At 42.5% G+C, this 17,617-nt stretch carries 17 protein-coding genes; 9 read left to right on the top strand and 8 right to left on the bottom strand.

The window, feature by feature from the left end:
* The first annotated feature begins 75 nt into the window (after nucleotides 1-75).
* Nucleotides 76-1,287, top strand: coding sequence for a spondin domain-containing protein (locus tag QZ576_RS08825; protein WP_297096189.1), 1,212 nt, complete (start codon nucleotides 76-78; stop codon nucleotides 1,285-1,287).
* A 266-nt stretch (nucleotides 1,288-1,553) separates the two neighbouring features.
* Here QZ576_RS08825 and QZ576_RS08820 read toward each other — a convergent pair whose 3' ends face one another.
* From QZ576_RS08820 to QZ576_RS08785, 8 genes are all read right to left on the bottom strand, one after another.
* Nucleotides 1,554-2,081, bottom strand: coding sequence for a hypothetical protein (locus tag QZ576_RS08820; protein WP_297096187.1), 528 nt, complete (start codon nucleotides 2,079-2,081; stop codon nucleotides 1,554-1,556).
* Nucleotides 2,078-3,331 (bottom strand): DEAD/DEAH box helicase, encoded by a 1,254-nt coding sequence (locus tag QZ576_RS08815; RefSeq protein WP_297096185.1) that lies wholly within the window; start codon nucleotides 3,329-3,331, stop codon nucleotides 2,078-2,080. Before QZ576_RS08815 ends, QZ576_RS08820 begins: the two co-directional genes overlap by 4 nt.
* A gap of 65 nt (nucleotides 3,332-3,396) precedes the next feature.
* Complete coding sequence (locus tag QZ576_RS08810) at nucleotides 3,397-4,257, bottom strand: protoheme IX farnesyltransferase (protein WP_297096183.1); 861 nt, start codon at nucleotides 4,255-4,257, stop codon at nucleotides 3,397-3,399.
* Nucleotides 4,258-4,550: 293 nt separating this feature from the next.
* Nucleotides 4,551-5,501, bottom strand: coding sequence for a cytochrome c oxidase subunit II (gene coxB, locus QZ576_RS08805; protein WP_297096181.1), 951 nt, complete (start codon nucleotides 5,499-5,501; stop codon nucleotides 4,551-4,553).
* Nucleotides 5,502-5,503: 2 nt separating this feature from the next.
* Complete coding sequence (locus QZ576_RS08800) at nucleotides 5,504-5,794, bottom strand: cytochrome C oxidase subunit IV family protein (protein ID WP_297096179.1); 291 nt, start codon at nucleotides 5,792-5,794, stop codon at nucleotides 5,504-5,506.
* Nucleotides 5,795-5,804: 10 nt separating this feature from the next.
* Nucleotides 5,805-6,434: a cytochrome c oxidase subunit 3 family protein gene (locus tag QZ576_RS08795; protein ID WP_297096176.1), complete on the bottom strand. Its 630-nt coding sequence runs from the start codon at nucleotides 6,432-6,434 to the stop codon at nucleotides 5,805-5,807.
* A 1-nt stretch (nucleotide 6,435) separates the two neighbouring features.
* Nucleotides 6,436-8,049 carry a cbb3-type cytochrome c oxidase subunit I gene (locus QZ576_RS08790; RefSeq protein WP_297096174.1) on the bottom strand — a complete coding sequence of 538 codons (1,614 nt, stop codon included), beginning with the start codon at nucleotides 8,047-8,049 and terminating at the stop codon, nucleotides 6,436-6,438.
* Between the two features lie 10 nt (nucleotides 8,050-8,059).
* Nucleotides 8,060-8,875: an SCO family protein gene (locus QZ576_RS08785; RefSeq protein WP_297096172.1), complete on the bottom strand. Its 816-nt coding sequence runs from the start codon at nucleotides 8,873-8,875 to the stop codon at nucleotides 8,060-8,062.
* A 671-nt stretch (nucleotides 8,876-9,546) separates the two neighbouring features.
* On the opposite strand from QZ576_RS08785, the gene QZ576_RS08780 reads away from it, so the two are divergent.
* The 8 genes from QZ576_RS08780 to ccoG all read left to right on the top strand — a co-directional run bounded on the left by QZ576_RS08780 (nucleotide 9,547) and on the right by ccoG (nucleotide 17,595).
* A complete protein-coding gene (locus QZ576_RS08780) occupies nucleotides 9,547-10,464 on the top strand; it encodes a 4Fe-4S dicluster domain-containing protein (protein ID WP_297096170.1) in 918 nt (305 codons plus the stop codon).
* Nucleotides 10,465-10,483: 19 nt separating this feature from the next.
* Nucleotides 10,484-11,842: an NrfD/PsrC family molybdoenzyme membrane anchor subunit gene (gene nrfD / locus QZ576_RS08775; protein WP_297096168.1), complete on the top strand. Its 1,359-nt coding sequence runs from the start codon at nucleotides 10,484-10,486 to the stop codon at nucleotides 11,840-11,842.
* Nucleotides 11,843-11,848: 6 nt separating this feature from the next.
* Complete coding sequence (locus QZ576_RS08770) at nucleotides 11,849-12,724, top strand: cytochrome c (RefSeq protein WP_297096166.1); 876 nt, start codon at nucleotides 11,849-11,851, stop codon at nucleotides 12,722-12,724.
* On the top strand, nucleotides 12,725-12,916 hold the full coding sequence (gene ccoS, locus QZ576_RS08765) for a cbb3-type cytochrome oxidase assembly protein CcoS (RefSeq protein ID WP_297096163.1): 192 nt from the start codon (nucleotides 12,725-12,727) through the stop codon (nucleotides 12,914-12,916).
* A gap of 11 nt (nucleotides 12,917-12,927) precedes the next feature.
* Nucleotides 12,928-15,411 (top strand): cytochrome-c oxidase, cbb3-type subunit I, encoded by a 2,484-nt coding sequence (ccoN, locus tag QZ576_RS08760; protein ID WP_297096161.1) that lies wholly within the window; start codon nucleotides 12,928-12,930, stop codon nucleotides 15,409-15,411.
* Entirely contained in the window at nucleotides 15,395-15,583 is a 189-nt protein-coding gene (locus QZ576_RS08755) for a hypothetical protein (protein ID WP_297096159.1), read from the top strand. Before ccoN ends, QZ576_RS08755 begins: the two co-directional genes overlap by 17 nt.
* An 11-nt stretch (nucleotides 15,584-15,594) precedes the next feature.
* Nucleotides 15,595-16,167 carry a cbb3-type cytochrome c oxidase N-terminal domain-containing protein gene (locus QZ576_RS08750; RefSeq protein WP_297096158.1) on the top strand — a complete coding sequence of 191 codons (573 nt, stop codon included), beginning with the start codon at nucleotides 15,595-15,597 and terminating at the stop codon, nucleotides 16,165-16,167.
* A gap of 66 nt (nucleotides 16,168-16,233) precedes the next feature.
* Entirely contained in the window at nucleotides 16,234-17,595 is a 1,362-nt protein-coding gene (gene ccoG / locus QZ576_RS08745; RefSeq protein ID WP_297096156.1) for a cytochrome c oxidase accessory protein CcoG, read from the top strand.
* Nucleotides 17,596-17,617 lie beyond the last annotated feature (22 nt).

Raw genomic sequence — 17,617 nt, 5'->3', positions numbered from 1 at the left:
CTTGAAATCCTTGTGACCTTGCTGTGATACTTTCTTCGGAATTTTGATGTGAGTTAACATTAAAATCTAAAAAAAATGAAAGCATTACGATTTACAATGGCAGCAGCTTTGGCAGTAATCCTTTTTACAAGTTGCGAGAAAGACGAAATGATGGAACCGGAAACAAAAAGTGGAGCTTTGCCCGATGTGGTTCCGGCAAAAATGTACACGATAACGGTTGAAAACGTATCAGTACCCTACCACTACTTTGAAGCAGGCGCTGAATTTGGCGTAACCGGCGGCGACGCCACTCCTCCGGCACATCCCGGCGAAACAATTACGGTTCATTTTCATGCCGGACCAAGTCACAAATTATCATTTGCATCGATGTACGGCGCATCAAACGACTGGTTTTATTCACCGGGCGATGACGGTATTGAACTATTCCCCGGAGGATCGGCACTGGAAGGCGATATTACCAGTATGGTCTATTTATGGGATGCCGGAACCGAGGTTGACGGATCGACTACCGACGAAGAGGAAAGTAATCCGATTGGCATGGTCTCAACCACCGAAGAAAATATTCAGGTACTGCTTGATTACACAGGTGAAAGTATGTTTACACTAACGATTAATGTCCTTCCGGGATCGGCAACACCACTATCTCCGGTTGCTTGGGTGGTTCATTCAATGGATCAGCACCCGATATTTATGGAAGGAGAACTGGATTACGGAATGGGTTTGGAAGCTTTGGCAGAAACCGGAAATGCAGGTCCGCTGGGAGAATACCTGGAAATGCATAGCGGTTATGTTTCGCCTGTGGCACCGGTATTTTGGGCAGTACATGAAAAAGATGAAATGCCAATTTTCACGAATAACACACCGGACCGCGGAGAAGGATTGGAGTTGCTGGCTGAAACCGGAGATCCGAGTGAGTTAGCCGGTAGTTTGAGCACAATGTACAACTCCGGCGCAGCAGGAACTGGTCCACTTTTCCCTGGAGATAAACTGACATTTAGCATCGATGCAAAACCAAATCAATACCTGAGTATTGCCAGTATGTTGGGTAATTCGAATGACATTTTCTTTGCCTTTGGCGACAGTGGAATTAAACTGAATTTCGGGAACGCAGATCAGGACATTACCGATAAGGTGATGTTGTGGGATGCAGGAACAGAAGTGAATGAATACCCGGGAACAAAATCGATGGATGAAGATGAAGGCGGCGTAGTTCGTTTACTTGACGACGGTTTTATGTATCCTGACGTAGATAAAATTATTAAGGTAACAATTCGTAAAACTAAATAAGAGCAAGGGAAAATGTGAGCAAAGAATCCGCCGGTGAAAGCCGGTGGATTTTTTTATTGCTTTTTCTTAATGATTAAAGATTTTTGATTGCAGAAGGACTGGGTGAACCGAGACTACAAGCACTGAGACTTTGAGAAATAGAAATTGTTCTATTGTTCCCTATGTGCCTATGTGGTTCAAAAAACTTCGTGTCTTAGCGTCTTTGTGTTTAAACTCATCTTTTCAGCGACAATTAGCTAAACCAGCGTTATCTGCGTTCAAAACTTTTATTTCTTTTTCAATCGGTTGGTACCAAAACAGGCCATTTCACGCTCGGGGAAACCTACATCGAAAACCGTTTCAATTTCGTTTTCACCCAAGATATTTATGGTGAAACGTGCCCGGCCTCCCGGAACAAAATTTTCAATTCGTTCAGTTTCAAACACCAGCTGTTCAGGTGTTGAAATGGAATCATTCAAAGCATATTCGGTAAAATAACCTTCGTTGTGATATTGACGGAATAGCACCACTTTTCGTGCACTGTCGAAACTGATAATTCCTTTGTCGTCGTGTACTTCTCCTTCGGCGTTTTGTGCTGTTGGCTCAAACTCCGAATGGTGTTTTACTTCAATGTATTGTTTATTCATCAGCCACGAATAATCGGCTGTAATTTTTGATTTAGCATTGCCAAAACCTTCGCCGGTTCCTTCCCAGTGACCAATAATAGTTTCGAAACGACTCAAAGGATTTTCCTGTGCAAACAAGCTAAATGAGGCTACAACTAAAATGAAAGTGGCTAATCCTTTCCAATTCATTGTTTCTTTTTTTTCTGGTACGACTGACGGTGTTTGTGCTGGCTGTTTCCTTTTTTGTATTTATGAAATTTGCCGTGTTTGTGCTTTTTCCCTTTCGAAGGAGTTCGCCATGCCGGGCCTTCGCCAAATTGTTCGGGCAGTGGAATTTTAAAGACCTCGCGCTCGATCAGTTCTTCAATGCGGTGAAATTTGTACATATCGTCTTCATTCACCAGCGTAAGTGCCACACCTGTTGAGTCGGCACGCGCAGTTCTTCCAACGCGGTGCACATAATCTTCAGCATCGCCCGGCACATCATAATTGATCACCAGGTTAATGTCTTTAATATCGATACCGCGGCTCATTACATCGGTCGCCACCAAAATACGAATACGCCGCGAGCGAAATCCGTTCAGCACATTTTCGCGTTCGCGTTGCTCCAGATCCGACGAAATAGCTTCAGCCTGAAAACCAAGCTTTTTTAATTTCCGGGCCAGTTCGTTGGTTACTCGTTTGGTAGAACAGAAAATTATAACACTGCTATAATCCGGATTTTCAGAAATAAGATGTGCTACCAGGTCGTTTTTTTGTTTATCGTAAGTAAGGTAGGCAGCTTGCAAAACACCTTCTGCCGGTTTCGACATGGCAATATTTATCTCTTTGGGCTTATTAAGAATCTCCGAAGCAAGCTTCCGTATTTTTGGAGCCATAGTTGCACTGAACATCAGTGTTTGACGCTCTTTTGGCAGATATGAAATAATCTTTGTAATGTCTTCGTAAAAACCGATGTCGAGCATCCGGTCGGCCTCATCAAGGATCAAAAACTCGATCTTGTCAAATTTTACGTATCCCAAATTCAGGTGCGAGATCAATTTTCCGGGAGTGGCAATAATAATATCGGCTCCTTTGGTCAATGCCCGTTTTTGTTGTCCCCATTCGTCGCCATCGCCACCGCCATATAATGCAATGGAATGGATGCCCATGGTATAACCGATTCCCTGCACCTGCTGATCGATTTGCATGGCCAGCTCACGTGTTGGCACAATAATCAGCGTTGAGGTTTCTCCACCGGGTAAATCGGCAATTAAATCAAGAATTGGGAGCAAAAAAGCTGCGGTTTTTCCTGTTCCTGTTTGGGCACAGGCAATCAGGTCGTTTCCTTCAAGGATGGTGGGAATTGCCTGCTCCTGAATCGGAGTAGCATTTTTAAATCCCATGTATTCTATGGCATCCAGTAAATCGTAATTAATGCCAAGTTCTTCAAACGTCATTCAATACTTTTAAAATGTGCTTACAAATGTAGTTAAAATAAACTGCACAGCAGGGTTACACTACTTTATGTATGAACCAAACTGTCAACAATTAAAAAGATCATCATAAAAAGGTAGAGGAAGTTGAGTTTGTAGAAGGACGGGCGCACTTTAAATTCGTCCTGAAGAAATACCGCCATGGTTAGGGATGAAAGCAGGTAAAAGATGTAAAACATCAGCAAAAACATGATGAGTTTGTTGCCGATAACAAAAAAGATAACCAGGAATGCCGATGCTACCGTTGTAAGAATCCAGGTGTAGGTTACACGTTTTATTTGCAGTTCGGAAAAAAGCTGGTTAAGACTGGGCATTTTTGCCAGTTTGTATTGCTCGCCGAACATCAATAACAACAACCAGAAATGCGGAATTTGCCCGATAAAAAAGAAAGCTGCCACCATTAAAATAACTTCTGAAGTGAGACTTCCACCTGCTCCTGCCCAACCGATCATTGGCGGAATTGCACCCACCATTGATCCGGGAATCACGGCAAAGGCCGATACTTTTTTTAGCGACGTATAAACGCCGTTGTAGAAGAAAAGCGTGAGCCAGCTTAAAGCCAAAGCCATAGGAGGATTGCTTAACAGGAGAATGATTGAACCCAGAACTGCAAATCCAATGGCCACCAACAATGCATTTTTGGGGCTGATTCTTCCGCTTGGTAACGGGCGATCTTTGGTACGTGGCATTTGTGCATCCACGTCGCGCTCTTGCCAGTGGTTAAGAACACTCGAACTGCAAGCCATAAAAAATACCCCCAGCAACAACAACCAACCCTGTGCATCAACATTATGCGTAAAAAGCACATAACCGGTTAGTGCCGATAAAGCTATTGGCAGCGAGATTCGCACCTTACCCAATTCGTATATTATTTTTAGCTGCTGTTTCATTGTTATTTGAACCACATAAATTCAAAGATTTTTGAACCACATAAGGCACATAGGACACATTAGTTTTTTGCCTATCGTTTTTTGTCTATTGCCTACTAATTCTGAAATCTTAAATCGTTAATCTTCATTCTTCTTTCTCTCCTCATTCACTCAATCACTTATTTACTATTCTTCCTGGTCCATCCTTCGACTCCCGATGCTCTGATCGGGACAAGTACGCTCAGGATGACTCTTTGTCAAATGCCTACTTTTTTCTTTTTGCCTTTCTACTTTTGCCTTTTGCCTTGTAAAATCTACTTCACCGTTTTCAGGTATTCAATAATATTGTCGATATCCTCATCCGAAAGTTGCCCTTCGTACGAAAGCATTAATCCTTTATTAAAGCCGTCAACAATATCTGCATTCGGATCGTAAATCGATCTCCTGATGTATTCTTCGTCAACCGTAACCTGTCGTTTTTCGCGCCCGGTTTCCACCGTTTGTTCTTCGCCCCAAATTCCTTTAAAACTTGGACCAACCAGTCTTGTTCCGTCTAATGTATGGCAGGCAAAACAGCCAATATTTTGCATAATGCGTTTACCCGTTGCTGCCGGCGAATCAATTTCGGCTGCTGAGGCTGCAACATTTGTTGTATCGGCTATCCACGATTGAAAAGCAGAATCCTCCATCACCTCCACATAAGTGTACATATAGGAGTGCTGCAATCCGCAATATTCGGCACAAAACAATTCGTAAGTTCCCACTCTTTGCGGCTCAAACCACATGAAATTATCCTTCATTCCGGGAACCATATCCTGCTTTACACGAAATGCCGGAATGTACAGACTGTGCAATACATCCATGGCTACCAGGTTTAATTTAATCGCCTGGTCTTTTGGCAGGAAAAGCGTGTCGGTGCGACGGCCATTTTCGTATTCAAAACTAAAGTTCCACATACGTCCGTAAGCGGTAATTTCCATGGCATCTTTTGGTGCGCGCTGCATCGGTTTCCAGCCTGCCCAACCGTAGTAAAACATCAGCATGGTAATAAGAAAAGGGATAACTGTCCAAATGATCTCCAGTTTGGTACTTCCTTCAATCTGGGTTGCTTTCGGATTCTTTTTCTTATTGTACTTAAAAATGAAGACAAGCATTACCACCGTTAGCCCGATAAGGAACAAAAACGATATGCCCATTATGACAAGAAATGCAGTGTCGACACCCTGAACAAAATTTGAGGCTTTGGTTATTTCTGAGCTATACATAGTTATACTCTATAGAGGTAATCTAAAAAGGTTATCACAATTACAACCACAAAAATGGCAAACACAAAGGCCACCATAAGTTTTATGTATGGTTTGTCGTATTTCAGGTGCATAAAATAAGTGAGCACCAAAATCGATTTCAATACAGCAAATATTAATGCTGCGGCAACGGTAAATTCGCCCAGTTCTATTGATGTTATTCCTATCGAGGCAAAAGTTAATGCCAGCAGCGCCACCAAAACGATGACGTATAATCGGTATGGAACGATATGTTGATGTTTATCTTCAGACATAGTTTTAGTTTTAATGGATGAGATAAAATAGTGGGAACAGGAAAATCCAGATCAGGTCGACAAGGTGCCAGTACAGTCCACAGTTATCGAGTAACGACGGGCGTTTAGCATTTACTTTTCCGTTGGCAACACCTCTGATTGCAAATCCCATAATTATGAGGCCCACAATAATGTGCAGCGCGTGCAATCCGGTCATTACAAAGTACAAACCAAAGAAAAGTATCTCGCCCTGACTCATTTCATTCAGCATTTGCTCCGATCCCGGCCAAATTCCGTGCGAGAATTTTATGCCCCACTCAAAATACTTATTCACTAAAAAGCCAATACCGATAATAAAAGTAATTACTACCAGTGCGATGGCCACTTTTTTGTGCCCTTTTTGCAAAGCGGTTGTCGACATCGCAATCGTCATACTACTTACCAACAGAATAACGGTGTTAAACGCGCCAATAAAAGTATTCAGTTCTTCGGCTGCCAGGTGAAAGGCGTCGGGATTCATGTATCGATAAACCGAATAAACGATGAAGAGGCCGCCAAACAACAGTAGTTCTGTAAAAATAAACAGCCACATTCCGATTTTCGACGATTCGGGATCGTACATGTCGGGGTGCTCTACATGTGCATGTTGATGTTCAGCCATATTATTCATAGTTATAAGGTCCGTCTTTTTCTCCGATTACCGGTTCTTTCTCGAAATTCAATACAGGCGGAGGCGATGGAACTGTCCATTCCAGCGTTCTACTGTGCCATGGATTTACTTCTGCCGGCTCACCTTTTCGGGCCGAACGAACCAGGTTTACAACAATGATGACAAAACCGGTTACCAACACCCACGAGCCAATGGTGCTCAGGATATTTCCTCCATGGAATTCTTCAAGGTAGTCGTAATAACGACGTGGCATCCCCATCATTCCTAAATAGAACATAGGCGAATACAACGCCAGAAAACCGATAGTGAAAACCAGCCAGCCAATATTGGCCCAGGCTTTATCATACATTCTTCCAAATATTTTTGGGAACCAGTAGTGCATTGCCGCAAAAAAGGCAAAGCCGGTACCGCCAAAAACAATGTAATGGAAATGGGCTACAACAAAGGCAGTGTCGTGCACATAAATATCGGTAGCCAGCGAACCCAAAACAAGGCCGCTTAAACCACCAACCATAAACACAAAAATGAATGACACTGCCCAGTAAAAGGGCGTCTGGATATTGATCGACCCCTTATACATCGTCGATATCCAGTTAAATACTTTTATTGCACTTGGTATGGCAACAATAAATGTGAGGAGTGAAAAATAATATTGTGCAGTTCCGCTCATTCCGGCAGTAAACATGTGGTGCCCCCAAACCAGGTAACCCACAAATGCAATGGCCAGTGTTGACGCGATAATTGCTTTATATCCAAAAATATGTTTTTGCGAAAATGTTGGAATAATCTCAGAAATGGCTCCCATAGCTGGCAGAATCATAATATAAACTGCCGGGTGCGAATAAATCCAGAACAGGTGCTGATACAAAACAGGATCTCCTCCCAGTGCCGGATCAAAAACACCAACTCCAAATAATCTTTCCAATGCTACTAAAACCAGTGTAATACCTACAACCGGTGTTGCCAGCAGCTGAATCCAGGCTGTTCCGTACAAGGTCCATACGAACAACGGAAGTTTCGACCATTTCATTCCGGGGCAACGTAAGCGGTGAATCGTCACCAAAAAGTTCAAACCCGTTAAAATGGATGAAAAACCTAAAACAAATGCCCCGAATACAGCGGGCAGCAGATTTGTTCCGGTTTTAAAACTGTAAGGTGCGTAAAATGTCCAGCCGGTGTCGGGACTTCCCGATCCAAACAGCAGCGCGCAAAGTACCAAAACTACTCCGGTAAGGTACAACCACCACGAGAGCAAGTTCAGTTTCGGAAAAGCCACATCTTTTGCACCAATCATTATGGGCAACATCAGGTTTCCGAAAACTGCGGGCAAACCGGGCACCACCACCATAAAAATCATTATAACACCATGAACGGTAAACGTAGCGTTGTAAGTTTGCGCATCCATAATTGTTTTTCCGGGCGCCAACAATTCAAATTTCATGGCGAGGCCCAACAAAACACCTGTTGCAAACATGGTAGCTATCGAATACAAATAAAGAAGACCAATACGTTTATGGTCAGTGGAAAATATCCAACCGAGCAAACCTTTGTATTTTCCCTGATAGGTTAAGTAGTTTGCTCCATTAACAGCATCTGTTGTATGCATAAAGTTTAGTTTAATTTACTTTTTTCTTCGGCTTTAATACCAGGAATAGCAGTAAAACCAGTCCAAAAAATATAATTATGATTCCGCTAATTTTAGTTACGTTTAATACATATGTTTGTCCTTGCGGATCGTATGAAAAACAAAATCGCAATACTTTGTTCATGGTTGCTCCCGACTGGCCTTTCGAAGCTTCAACAATGGCCATTTTCCATTCGAACGGTAAAAAGAACAGGCCATTTAAATAACGGGTAATTTTTTCGTTGGGGCTAACAACAATTAACGAAGCGGCATGAGTAAAATCGTTACCGGCTTTTTTGTATTTAAAACCTGTTGCACGGGTAACATTAACAATACTTGCACTATCTGAAACAAAAAATTGCCAACCTGTTTTTGCTTCTTCCACTTTGGCCGGATTATTCATCAGGTTCAGGTAGTTGTTCTTTTTCCTGATTCCCAAATCGATGGTTTCACTCGGATCGAAACTAATGGTAAACACCTGGTAATCTTCACCGGGAACAAGGTCGGATTTGTCCATCACGTCAGCCACGGCTTCCATCAGCGGGCTGCAAATTCCCGGACAGCGGTAATACACAAAATTTAAAACTGTTGGTTTATCAATAAGATCGGACAACCAAACTTGTTCGCCCGCCTCGTTTATCAGCGAAATACTATCGGGTAAATAATCATCGAGATGCTCCACAACCCCGATTTCAACATCGTTGTCGGTTGCAGCAGGATTTATTACACTTTGAGCATTTGAAACATTGGCAAGTAACAGAAAGGTACCTGCTAGAAGCATTGTAATATAATTTACAGTCTTTTTCATAGAAGCCAGATCAATACACGGCAAGGTTTATTTAGTTTTTAAATCAGTAGTACGTTATTATTGTTTTTAAGTTTTATAAACTCCTGTTTCTAACGAAACACAATAATACCTTTTTACCTTTTTCATATCTTAAAACCACAAAAGGCTGATAATGTTTATGTAAAGAATCAGTTTCTTTTGTTTTTTTACCAATCCACTTCTTTCGGGCTAAAGTTTAGTCGAGAAAATAATATTTAAAAGCTTGCATTTTCAGGGAATCCTGTAACTTTATGCCACTCGACAAACAGCGAGGGCCTATTTAGAATATGTTTTACAACACATTTAAATGTGACTTTAGTCACGCTTTTCGCATGCTCAGTCCCTCAAAAAAAATCCTTTATAAACAACACGAAAAACTATTTGTTCACCCTGAAAAAATATTTTTTTTAGCCCTAAATCCTATCTCATCAGATATCAAGTTATTATACCGAAAATAAAATTTTACAAATACAGAAAAACACTGTAACTTACTCACTTATAACATTTAAAGTCAATTTTGTCTTTTATTATTCAGAAGGCCTGATTAGTTTGCTGCTTTCCGCTTATTTTATAAATTCGTAAGGTTGAGAAACTAAATTTAGCTGAAAGAAGCATTTGTTTCAGTGCCATAGTTGTAAAAAAAATGTCTGTTTATGGAAAATAAATCACGCAGAAGTTTCGTGAAAAAGTTGGGTGTGTCAGTTGGTGCAGCCGGACTTGTTGGAGGTTCCAGCCTGTTAAGTTCATGTAACCAGGTGGAGACCACCTCGGGAGATACAATTAAGCTGCTTACATCGAGCGGAGAACTTGTTGAAGTAAGCAAGGCACAGCTTAAACCTGCTGATATGCCGAACCTTACGGAGCAACAAAAGAGGGGAAGAAAAGGCTTGCCGGGCCGTAAATTTGTTATGGTTATCGACTTGTCGAAATGCCGAAATGCACGCGAGTGTATGAAAGGTTGCCAAAAACACCACCAGTTGCGTCCGGAGCAACACCATATTAATGTATTGCAAATGCAGGATGCTGAAGACACAGCTCCGTATTACATGCCAAAACCGTGTCAGCATTGCGATAACCCGCCATGTACAAAAGTATGTCCGGTTAACGCAACGTTTAAACGCGAAGACGGTATCGTTCTTATTGATAATGAGCGCTGTATCGGTTGTCGTTTCTGTATTGCAGCCTGTCCGTATTCGGCAAGGGTTTTCAACTGGTTCGAGCCTCGCGATGCCGAAAAATACGAAGGTGTTACTTATAATATAGAAGCCAACGTTCCGCAGAAAAAAGGTACCATCTCGAAATGTTTGTTCAGTGCCGACCGTTTGCGCGACAACAAACTACCAACATGTGTTTCGTCGTGCCCGAACGGAGTTTACTGGTTTGGCGACCAAAACGAAGATGCGGTTACCAACGGAACTACACACGAAACGGTGAGCTTTAGCAAGTTAGTCAGAGACAATGCAGCTTATACTTTAATGCCAGAGTTGGGTACCAAACCGCGTGTTTATTACCTGCCTCCAAAAGACAGGGCTTTCCCGTTTCAGGGCGAAATTGAAGATCATCACTCATAAACCGACTAATCTTTAAACGATGGAAAAAACAAAATCGCCGGAAGAATCCCGGAAATTATTGGATAAGATAACTTTCGACCTCACCCGCTCGATTGTAAAACGCGACGAGCTCACGCATTTTTGGTATTTCATACTCATTATGTTTGCCGGCGTTGGACTTTGGGGCTGGGGAATACAAATTCGCGACGGACTGGGTGTTACCGGTATGCGCGACTACGTTTCGTGGGGAATGTACATTGCCAACTTTGTATTTTTTGTGGCAATCAGTTTGATTGGTTTTCTGATCAGCTCTTCGTTGCACTTATTAAAAATAAAGTGGTCGCACCCAATTTCGCGTGTGGCCGAACAGGTGGCAATTGCAGGAGTTGCTTTAGCAGGTATTATTATTGTAAACGACATGGGACGCCCCGACCGTTTTCTCAACGTATTTTTACACGGTCGTTTTGCCTCGCCAATTATCTGGGACGTAACAGTAGTAACCACCTACCTAACCATTTCGGTATTGCTGTATTATATTCCGCTTATCCCCGATTTAGCCTTAATCCGCGACCGGGGTGGCGATGATATTCCAAAATGGAAAATGCAGGTTTATAAAATACTGGCCTTGGGCTGGAACGGAAATGCCGAGCAATACAAACTGGTTTACCACGCCATGCGTGTTCTTATGATTCTGATCATTCCGGTAGGTCTATCAATTCACACCGTAACATCGTGGTTATTTGCAGCCACTTTGCGTTCGGGTTGGGATACTACCATTTTCGGACCTTACTTTGTTGCCGGAGCATTTGTTGCCGGAGCAGCAGCCGTAGTAATATTAATGTATGCCTACCGTGTTCGTTACAAATTGGGTGAATATTTCGAAAATCTGCATTTCGACTACATGGGCAAACTGCTGGTTTTTGTTTGTTTGGTTTACCTCTATTTCAACATCAACGAATTTTGGGTACCTGCCTATAAAATGAAAACCGCTGAAGGAATTCACCTGCGCAACCTTTTTGTAGGAAGTTTTGCCCCTATGTTCTGGTGGACACAAATGACAGGTTTGATTATACCGATATTCCTGATGCTTTTCAAGTTTTTCAGAAAACCGTTACCGTTAGCAATCATATCCGTTTTCATACTAATTGCATCGTGGTTAAAACGTTACATTATTGTAATTCCAACATTGGAGCACCCGTTTTTACCGGTACAAAATGTTCCTGAACATTTTAAACATTACTCGCCAACAAGTATCGAGATAATGATTACCATTTTCTCGTTTGCAGCCGCACTGCTAATTATTACGGTGCTGGCAAAAATGTTCCCGGTAATTACCATTTGGGAATATGCCGAAGAAAAAGGTGTAAACAAAGAAATCCTCTCTGAACCAAAAAAATAGACGAACATGAAGATCAAATTATTATTTGCAGCATTATTTTTTCTTGCACAGCAGGGAATGGCTCAGGAGTGGTTGGTTCCTGACGATCAGAAGAATGTTCAGAATCCATCGGAATATAATCTCGACAACGTTAAAAAAGGAAAAGAAATATACTTGCGCGACTGTAAATCGTGTCACGGAGATCCGGGTAAAAACAACGGATTGCCGCTGGTACCTCCCCCGCCCGATTTTACAAGCGACATTATGCAAGCTAACACCGATGGCGAATTATTCTATAAAATTACGCACGGCCGTGGTGGTATGCCGCAGTTCGAAACTACCATTTCGGAAGACGACCGCTGGCGTTTGGTGAATTACATCCGCAACTTCAATCCGGAAAACGAACCGGTTTTGGTTGAAGAGCCGCCAAAAAAAGCTAAGATTTTGGCTTCGGTAAATGAAGAAGCACGCCAGGTAGAAGTATTTGCCGAGTACCAGGATAAAGACAGTAATTATGTGGTACTGGCTGAAACACCGATTTCAATTGGTGCTAAAAAAGCTTTCGGGACGCTACCGATCGGACAAGTACTTACCAACGAAGAAGGACGCGCGGAATATCACATTCCGGAAAGCCTGATTGGCGACGAACAGGGAATGGTAACACTGGTTATTGACCTGGGCGAAGGATTTATTACCGACGATGTTGTGCTCGATGCAGCAAAAGTAGGCCAGCCAAAACCAACACCAAAACTGATACAAAAAGATGTACTTTGGTCGACTAACGAGAACATACAAGTATGGTTGTTACTGTCGTACCTGGCGGCTGTTTTGGGTGCCTGGGGAACAATTGGCTATGTTGTATTTCAGATTTTTAAAATTAGCAGAGCCGGCAAAAAACAATAGATGAACATTTTTTATCTGCTTATAGGAGTAAGTTTACTGGTAGCACTCATTTTTTTGGGCGCTTTTATCTGGTCGGTTCGATCGGGCCAGTACGACGACAACGAAACTCCATCGATGCGGATGCTGTTTGACGACGACGATGTGGAATCGGAATCTGAAACCAATGAAGAAAAAAAGAATAATAAAAAATAATTATCCAACTCATGGAAAATCAAAAATTTAATTACGACAACAAAATAGTTAAGTTGTTTATTCTGGCTACACTGGTTTGGGGTGTTGTTGGCGTACTGGTAGGCATTCTGGCTGCGGCACAGCTGGCCTTTCCGGTATTCAACTTTGGTCTCGAATTTACCACTTTTGGTAGGGTAAGACCACTGCATACCAATGCCATTATTTTTGCATTTGTGGGAAATGCCATTTTTGCCGGAGTGTATTACTCGATGCAGAAATTGCTTAAAACCCGAATGTTTAGCGACACTTTGAGCAAGATCCACTTTTGGGGCTGGCAGCTTATTATTGTACTGGCAGCCGTTACGCTGCTGGCCGGTTTTACCACCTCGAAAGAATATGCCGAACTGGAATGGCCAATTGATATTTTGATTACCATTATTTGGGTGGTTTTTGGATGGAACATGATCGGAACAATTGTTGTTCGCCGCGTTCAGCACATTTATGCCGCCATTTGGTGGTACCTGGCTACTTTCCTTGGAGTTGCCATGTTGCATGTGGTAAACTCTTTCGAGCTGCCGATTTCGCTGTTTAAAAGTTACTCCATTTATGCCGGTGCGCAAGATGCAGTGGTACAATGGTGGTACGGACACAACGCCGTAGCATTTTTCCTAACAACACCGTTCCTTGGGTTAATGTATTACTACCTGCCAAAAGCAGCTAACCGCCCGATTTATTCGTACAAACTATCGATCATTCACTTTTGGTCGCTTATATTTTTGTACATGTGGGCCGGTCCACACCACTTGTTATATCAGGCATTGCCAAACTGGGCACAGGCTTTGGGAACCACGTTCTCGATAATGCTGATCGCTCCAAGTTGGGGAGGTATGATAAACGGTCTGCTCACCTTGCGTGGCGCCTGGGACCGTGTTCGCGACAGCGCTGCACTGAAGTTTATGGTAGTAGCAGTAACGGCTTACGGTATGTCAACTTTCGAAGGCCCGATGATGTCGCTGAAATCAGTAAACCAAATAACGCACTTTACCGACTGGACCATCGCTCACGTACACATTGGTGGTATGGGATGGAACGGAGGTCTTGTGTTTGGTATGCTTTACTGGTTAGTACCAAAACTGTTCAAATCAAAACTATTCTCCGAGAAATTAGCCAATACACACTTTTGGTTGTCAACACTGGCAATTTTAATTTATGCTATTCCACTTTACTGGGCAGCAGTAACGCAGTGGTTAATGTGGAGAAACTACACCGACGAAGGTTTCCTTCAATATCCGAACTTCCTTGAAACGGTTACACAGTTGATTCCAATGTACATGGCTCGTATTGTTGCCGGAATTCTGTTCCTGGTTGGATTCCTGATTATGGTTTACAACCTGGCAAAAACAATGGCTGCCGGAAGTTTTGTTAACGACGAAGCTGCCGAAGCACCTGCTTTAGTACTTGCCGGAGCACGTAATCCGATGAAAGAAACCGTACACCGCTGGATGGAAAGAAGAGGTGTTCGTTTCTCTATCCTGGTATTTATTGCACTGGCTATTGGTGGAGCTGTTGAGATTATTCCGATGATCTTTATAAAATCGAACGTACCAACTATCGACTCGGTAAAACCATATACTCCGCTCGAGTTGGAGGGCCGCGACCTGTATGTAAAAGAAGGTTGTTATGTGTGTCACTCGCAAATGGTTCGCCCGTTCCGTTGGGAAACCGATCGCTATGGTGAATATTCAAAAATTGGCGAGTTCGTTTACGACTATCCATTCCAGTGGGGATCGAAACGTACCGGCCCCGATTTGGCACGCGCCGGAGTAGTTGGCGGACCGATGTACAAAAATGCGGCATGGCACTATAACCACTTTATGGATCCGCAAAAAATGAACGAACAATCGATTATGCCTAACTATGCATGGCTGTCGGTTAAAAATACCGACCTTACAAAAACGCCGAAGAAGATCAGGGCAATGCAAACGCTGGGCGTTCCTTATCCTGAAGGATACGACGAACAGGCAGTTGAAGATTACCTCACGCAAGCCGAAGGAATTGTGGCCGATTTGAAAGCTTCGGGAATTGAAACCGATGCAAAAAAACAAATCGTTGCATTAATTGCCTACATGCACAAACTAGGACGTGATATTGCGGAACAACCGGAAGTTGCACAGGTTGAAATGCATGCAGAATCATTTACTGAAGAAGCAACTCAAAAAGAAGTTAAACTTTTAGAGGGTGCCGAAGATCTGGCAGCTGGCGAGAAAATCTTTAAAACCACGTGTGTTGTTTGCCACGGAGCCGACGGAAAAGGTATTGGTACATTTCCGAACCTGGTTGACGACGAGTGGCTGCACGGAAACTCTCCGGAACAGGTTTTCAAAGACATCTCGGAAGGAAATGTTGCGAAAGGAATGATTCCGTACAAAACGCAGTTTTCTGAAAAACAGATTACGCAACTTACCAGCTACGTATTAATTACTTTACAAAACAAGGAAAATGAAGATCGTAAGTAATCTATTAACAAGTATCGAAGGAATCCAGATTTTTTACATCATCGGATTACTCATTTTTGTGCTTCTGTTTATTGTCATCTTTATTCGAACCATGCGAACTCCGAATCAGGAAATGGAAGATATAAAGAACTCAATTTTAATAGATGGTGATCCTAACGATATCAATACTTAAATTCAACAGCTATGTCAGATAAAGATAAACAAATACTTGATCAGGATGAGAACCTGATGGACCATGATTACGATGGTATTTTGGAGTTGGATAATCCGCCGCCACGATGGATTATGATGTTATTTTATATCACCATTGGCTGGTCGATTATATACGGAGCTTATTATTTCTGGTTGAAAGAAGGCAACCTGCAGGATGAAGAATATGCGCAAAAATCGGAGCAGCATGATGAAAAATACCAGATAGCTACAATTTCCTCTGACGAACTTGTAGCTTTTACCGACGAAGCATCGCTTGCTGAAGGAAAGCAAATCTATACCGAACTGGCATGTATGGCTTGCCACGGAATGAACGGCGAAGGAAATGCAATTGGTCCGAACCTGACGGATGATTACACGCTGCACGGTTGCGATTTCCAGAGTGCTTTTCATACCATAAAAGAAGGTGTTCCGGCAAAAGGAATGACCGCTTATAAAACACAAATGAGCGAAGAAAAGATCCAGAAAGTGGCTAGTTATATTATGTCGTTAAGAGGAACAAATCCGGCCAACGCCAAAGATCCGCAAGGAGAAAAATGTGAGTAAAAAATAAATACCTAAAAAATGGTGGGAAACATTGTTTCCCATCTTTTTTACCTGCAAATTGAACATATGGCAACACAAAAACTCGACTTCAGAGACTACCCCATAAACTGGAACGAGCGGGGAGGACGAAAATGGATATATGCCAAAAAGCCTTCTGGGAAATGGTTTAATCGCCGAACCATAGTTAGCTACTTTCTATTGTTATTTTGGGTTGGAGTACCATTTATTCGGGTGAACGGCAATCCGTTGATTTTACTTGATATTGCCCACCGTAAATTCATCATTTTCGGAGCCATTTTTTGGGCGCAGGATACGTTTATCCTGGCACTTTTAATGTTATCGTTTGTTCTTTTTGTGGTGCTGTTTACAGTAACTTTTGGCCGGCTGTGGTGTGGCTGGACCTGCCCACAAACCATATTTCTGGAAATGGTATTTCGGAAAATCGAGTACCTTATCGAAGGCGATTACCGCGAGCGCCATAAACTCGACAACAGTCCGTGGACAGCCAAAAAAATATTTAAGAAAACACTGAAACACGCTATTTTCATTCTTATTTCGGTTGCCATGACCAATACTTTTCTGATGTGGTTTATTGGCAGCGAACGTTGGATTGAAATGATTCAGGAACCGATCAGCCAGAACATTTCCGGTTTTTTGGTAATGCTGCTTGTGTCGGCATTTTTCTATTGGGTGTATTCATTTTTCCGCGAGCAAATTTGTACCATGGTTTGTCCTTACGGACGCATGCAGGGTGTTTTGCTCGACTCGAAATCGATTGCCGTTACTTACGATTACGTGCGCGGTGAACCTCGCGGCGGACATGGCGATGGCGATTGTACCGATTGTAAACAGTGTATTTCGGTGTGCCCCACCGGAATCGACATCCGCAACGGTTCGCAGTTGGAGTGTATTAACTGTACCGCCTGTATCGATCAGTGTAACAAAATTATGCATGTTACCGGCAAACCTCCGGGTTTAATTCGCTACGCTTCCGAAGCGCAAATAAAGGGTCAGCAAAATTCGATTTGGAATGCGCGTAACCGGGCTTATTCGGTTGTGCTATTACTTATTTTCTCGTTCTTTGTTTATACACTGCTTTCGAGGCCGGTACTCGAGACAACTATTTTGCGCACACCGGGCTTATTATATCAGGAACAGGAGTCAACTTTGTCGAACGTTTACAACATTAAAATAGTAAATAAAACACACGACGAACTTCCGCTTGAATTGCGTGTTATCTCTCATGATGGAAAAATTCAGATGGCCGGGAATAAGATAATTTTAAAGGATCAGAATATGTACGAATCGACATTTATTCTTTTCTTGCCAAAAAACGAAGTTACGAGTGACAAAACTGAAGTTGTGTTTGGTGTTTTCAGCAATAATGAATTAATTGAAACCTATAAAGCCACGTTTGTAGGGCCTTGAGAAAGCTGACAGTTGACGGTCT

The organism is uncultured Draconibacterium sp. (assembly GCF_913060805.1).
Lineage (GTDB): Bacteria > Bacteroidota > Bacteroidia > Bacteroidales > Prolixibacteraceae > Draconibacterium.
This window is presented reverse-complemented; position numbering and strand designations above follow the sequence as displayed.

Bases quoted from the DNA above. Each gene is read 5' to 3' on its own strand.
- QZ576_RS08795 (WP_297096176.1), bottom strand. From the start codon at position 6,434: ATGGCTGAACATCAACATGCACATGTAGAGCACCCCGACATGTACGAT.
- QZ576_RS08790 (WP_297096174.1), bottom strand. From the start codon at position 8,049: ATGCATACAACAGATGCTGTTAATGGAGCAAACTACTTAACCTATCAG.
- QZ576_RS08770 (WP_297096166.1), top strand. From the start codon at position 11,849: ATGAAGATCAAATTATTATTTGCAGCATTATTTTTTCTTGCACAGCAG.
- QZ576_RS08825 (WP_297096189.1), top strand. From the start codon at position 76: ATGAAAGCATTACGATTTACAATGGCAGCAGCTTTGGCAGTAATCCTT.
- coxB (WP_297096181.1), bottom strand. From the start codon at position 5,501: ATGTATAGCTCAGAAATAACCAAAGCCTCAAATTTTGTTCAGGGTGTC.
- QZ576_RS08810 (WP_297096183.1), bottom strand. From the start codon at position 4,257: ATGAAACAGCAGCTAAAAATAATATACGAATTGGGTAAGGTGCGAATC.
- QZ576_RS08750 (WP_297096158.1), top strand. From the start codon at position 15,595: ATGTCAGATAAAGATAAACAAATACTTGATCAGGATGAGAACCTGATG.
- QZ576_RS08785 (WP_297096172.1), bottom strand. From the start codon at position 8,875: ATGAAAAAGACTGTAAATTATATTACAATGCTTCTAGCAGGTACCTTT.
- QZ576_RS08780 (WP_297096170.1), top strand. From the start codon at position 9,547: ATGGAAAATAAATCACGCAGAAGTTTCGTGAAAAAGTTGGGTGTGTCA.
- ccoN (WP_297096161.1), top strand. From the start codon at position 12,928: ATGGAAAATCAAAAATTTAATTACGACAACAAAATAGTTAAGTTGTTT.
- QZ576_RS08800 (WP_297096179.1), bottom strand. From the start codon at position 5,794: ATGTCTGAAGATAAACATCAACATATCGTTCCATACCGATTATACGTC.
- QZ576_RS08820 (WP_297096187.1), bottom strand. From the start codon at position 2,081: ATGAATTGGAAAGGATTAGCCACTTTCATTTTAGTTGTAGCCTCATTT.
- QZ576_RS08815 (WP_297096185.1), bottom strand. From the start codon at position 3,331: ATGACGTTTGAAGAACTTGGCATTAATTACGATTTACTGGATGCCATA.
- QZ576_RS08755 (WP_297096159.1), top strand. From the start codon at position 15,395: ATGAAGATCGTAAGTAATCTATTAACAAGTATCGAAGGAATCCAGATT.
- ccoS (WP_297096163.1), top strand. From the start codon at position 12,725: ATGAACATTTTTTATCTGCTTATAGGAGTAAGTTTACTGGTAGCACTC.
- nrfD (WP_297096168.1), top strand. From the start codon at position 10,484: ATGGAAAAAACAAAATCGCCGGAAGAATCCCGGAAATTATTGGATAAG.
- ccoG (WP_297096156.1), top strand. From the start codon at position 16,234: ATGGCAACACAAAAACTCGACTTCAGAGACTACCCCATAAACTGGAAC.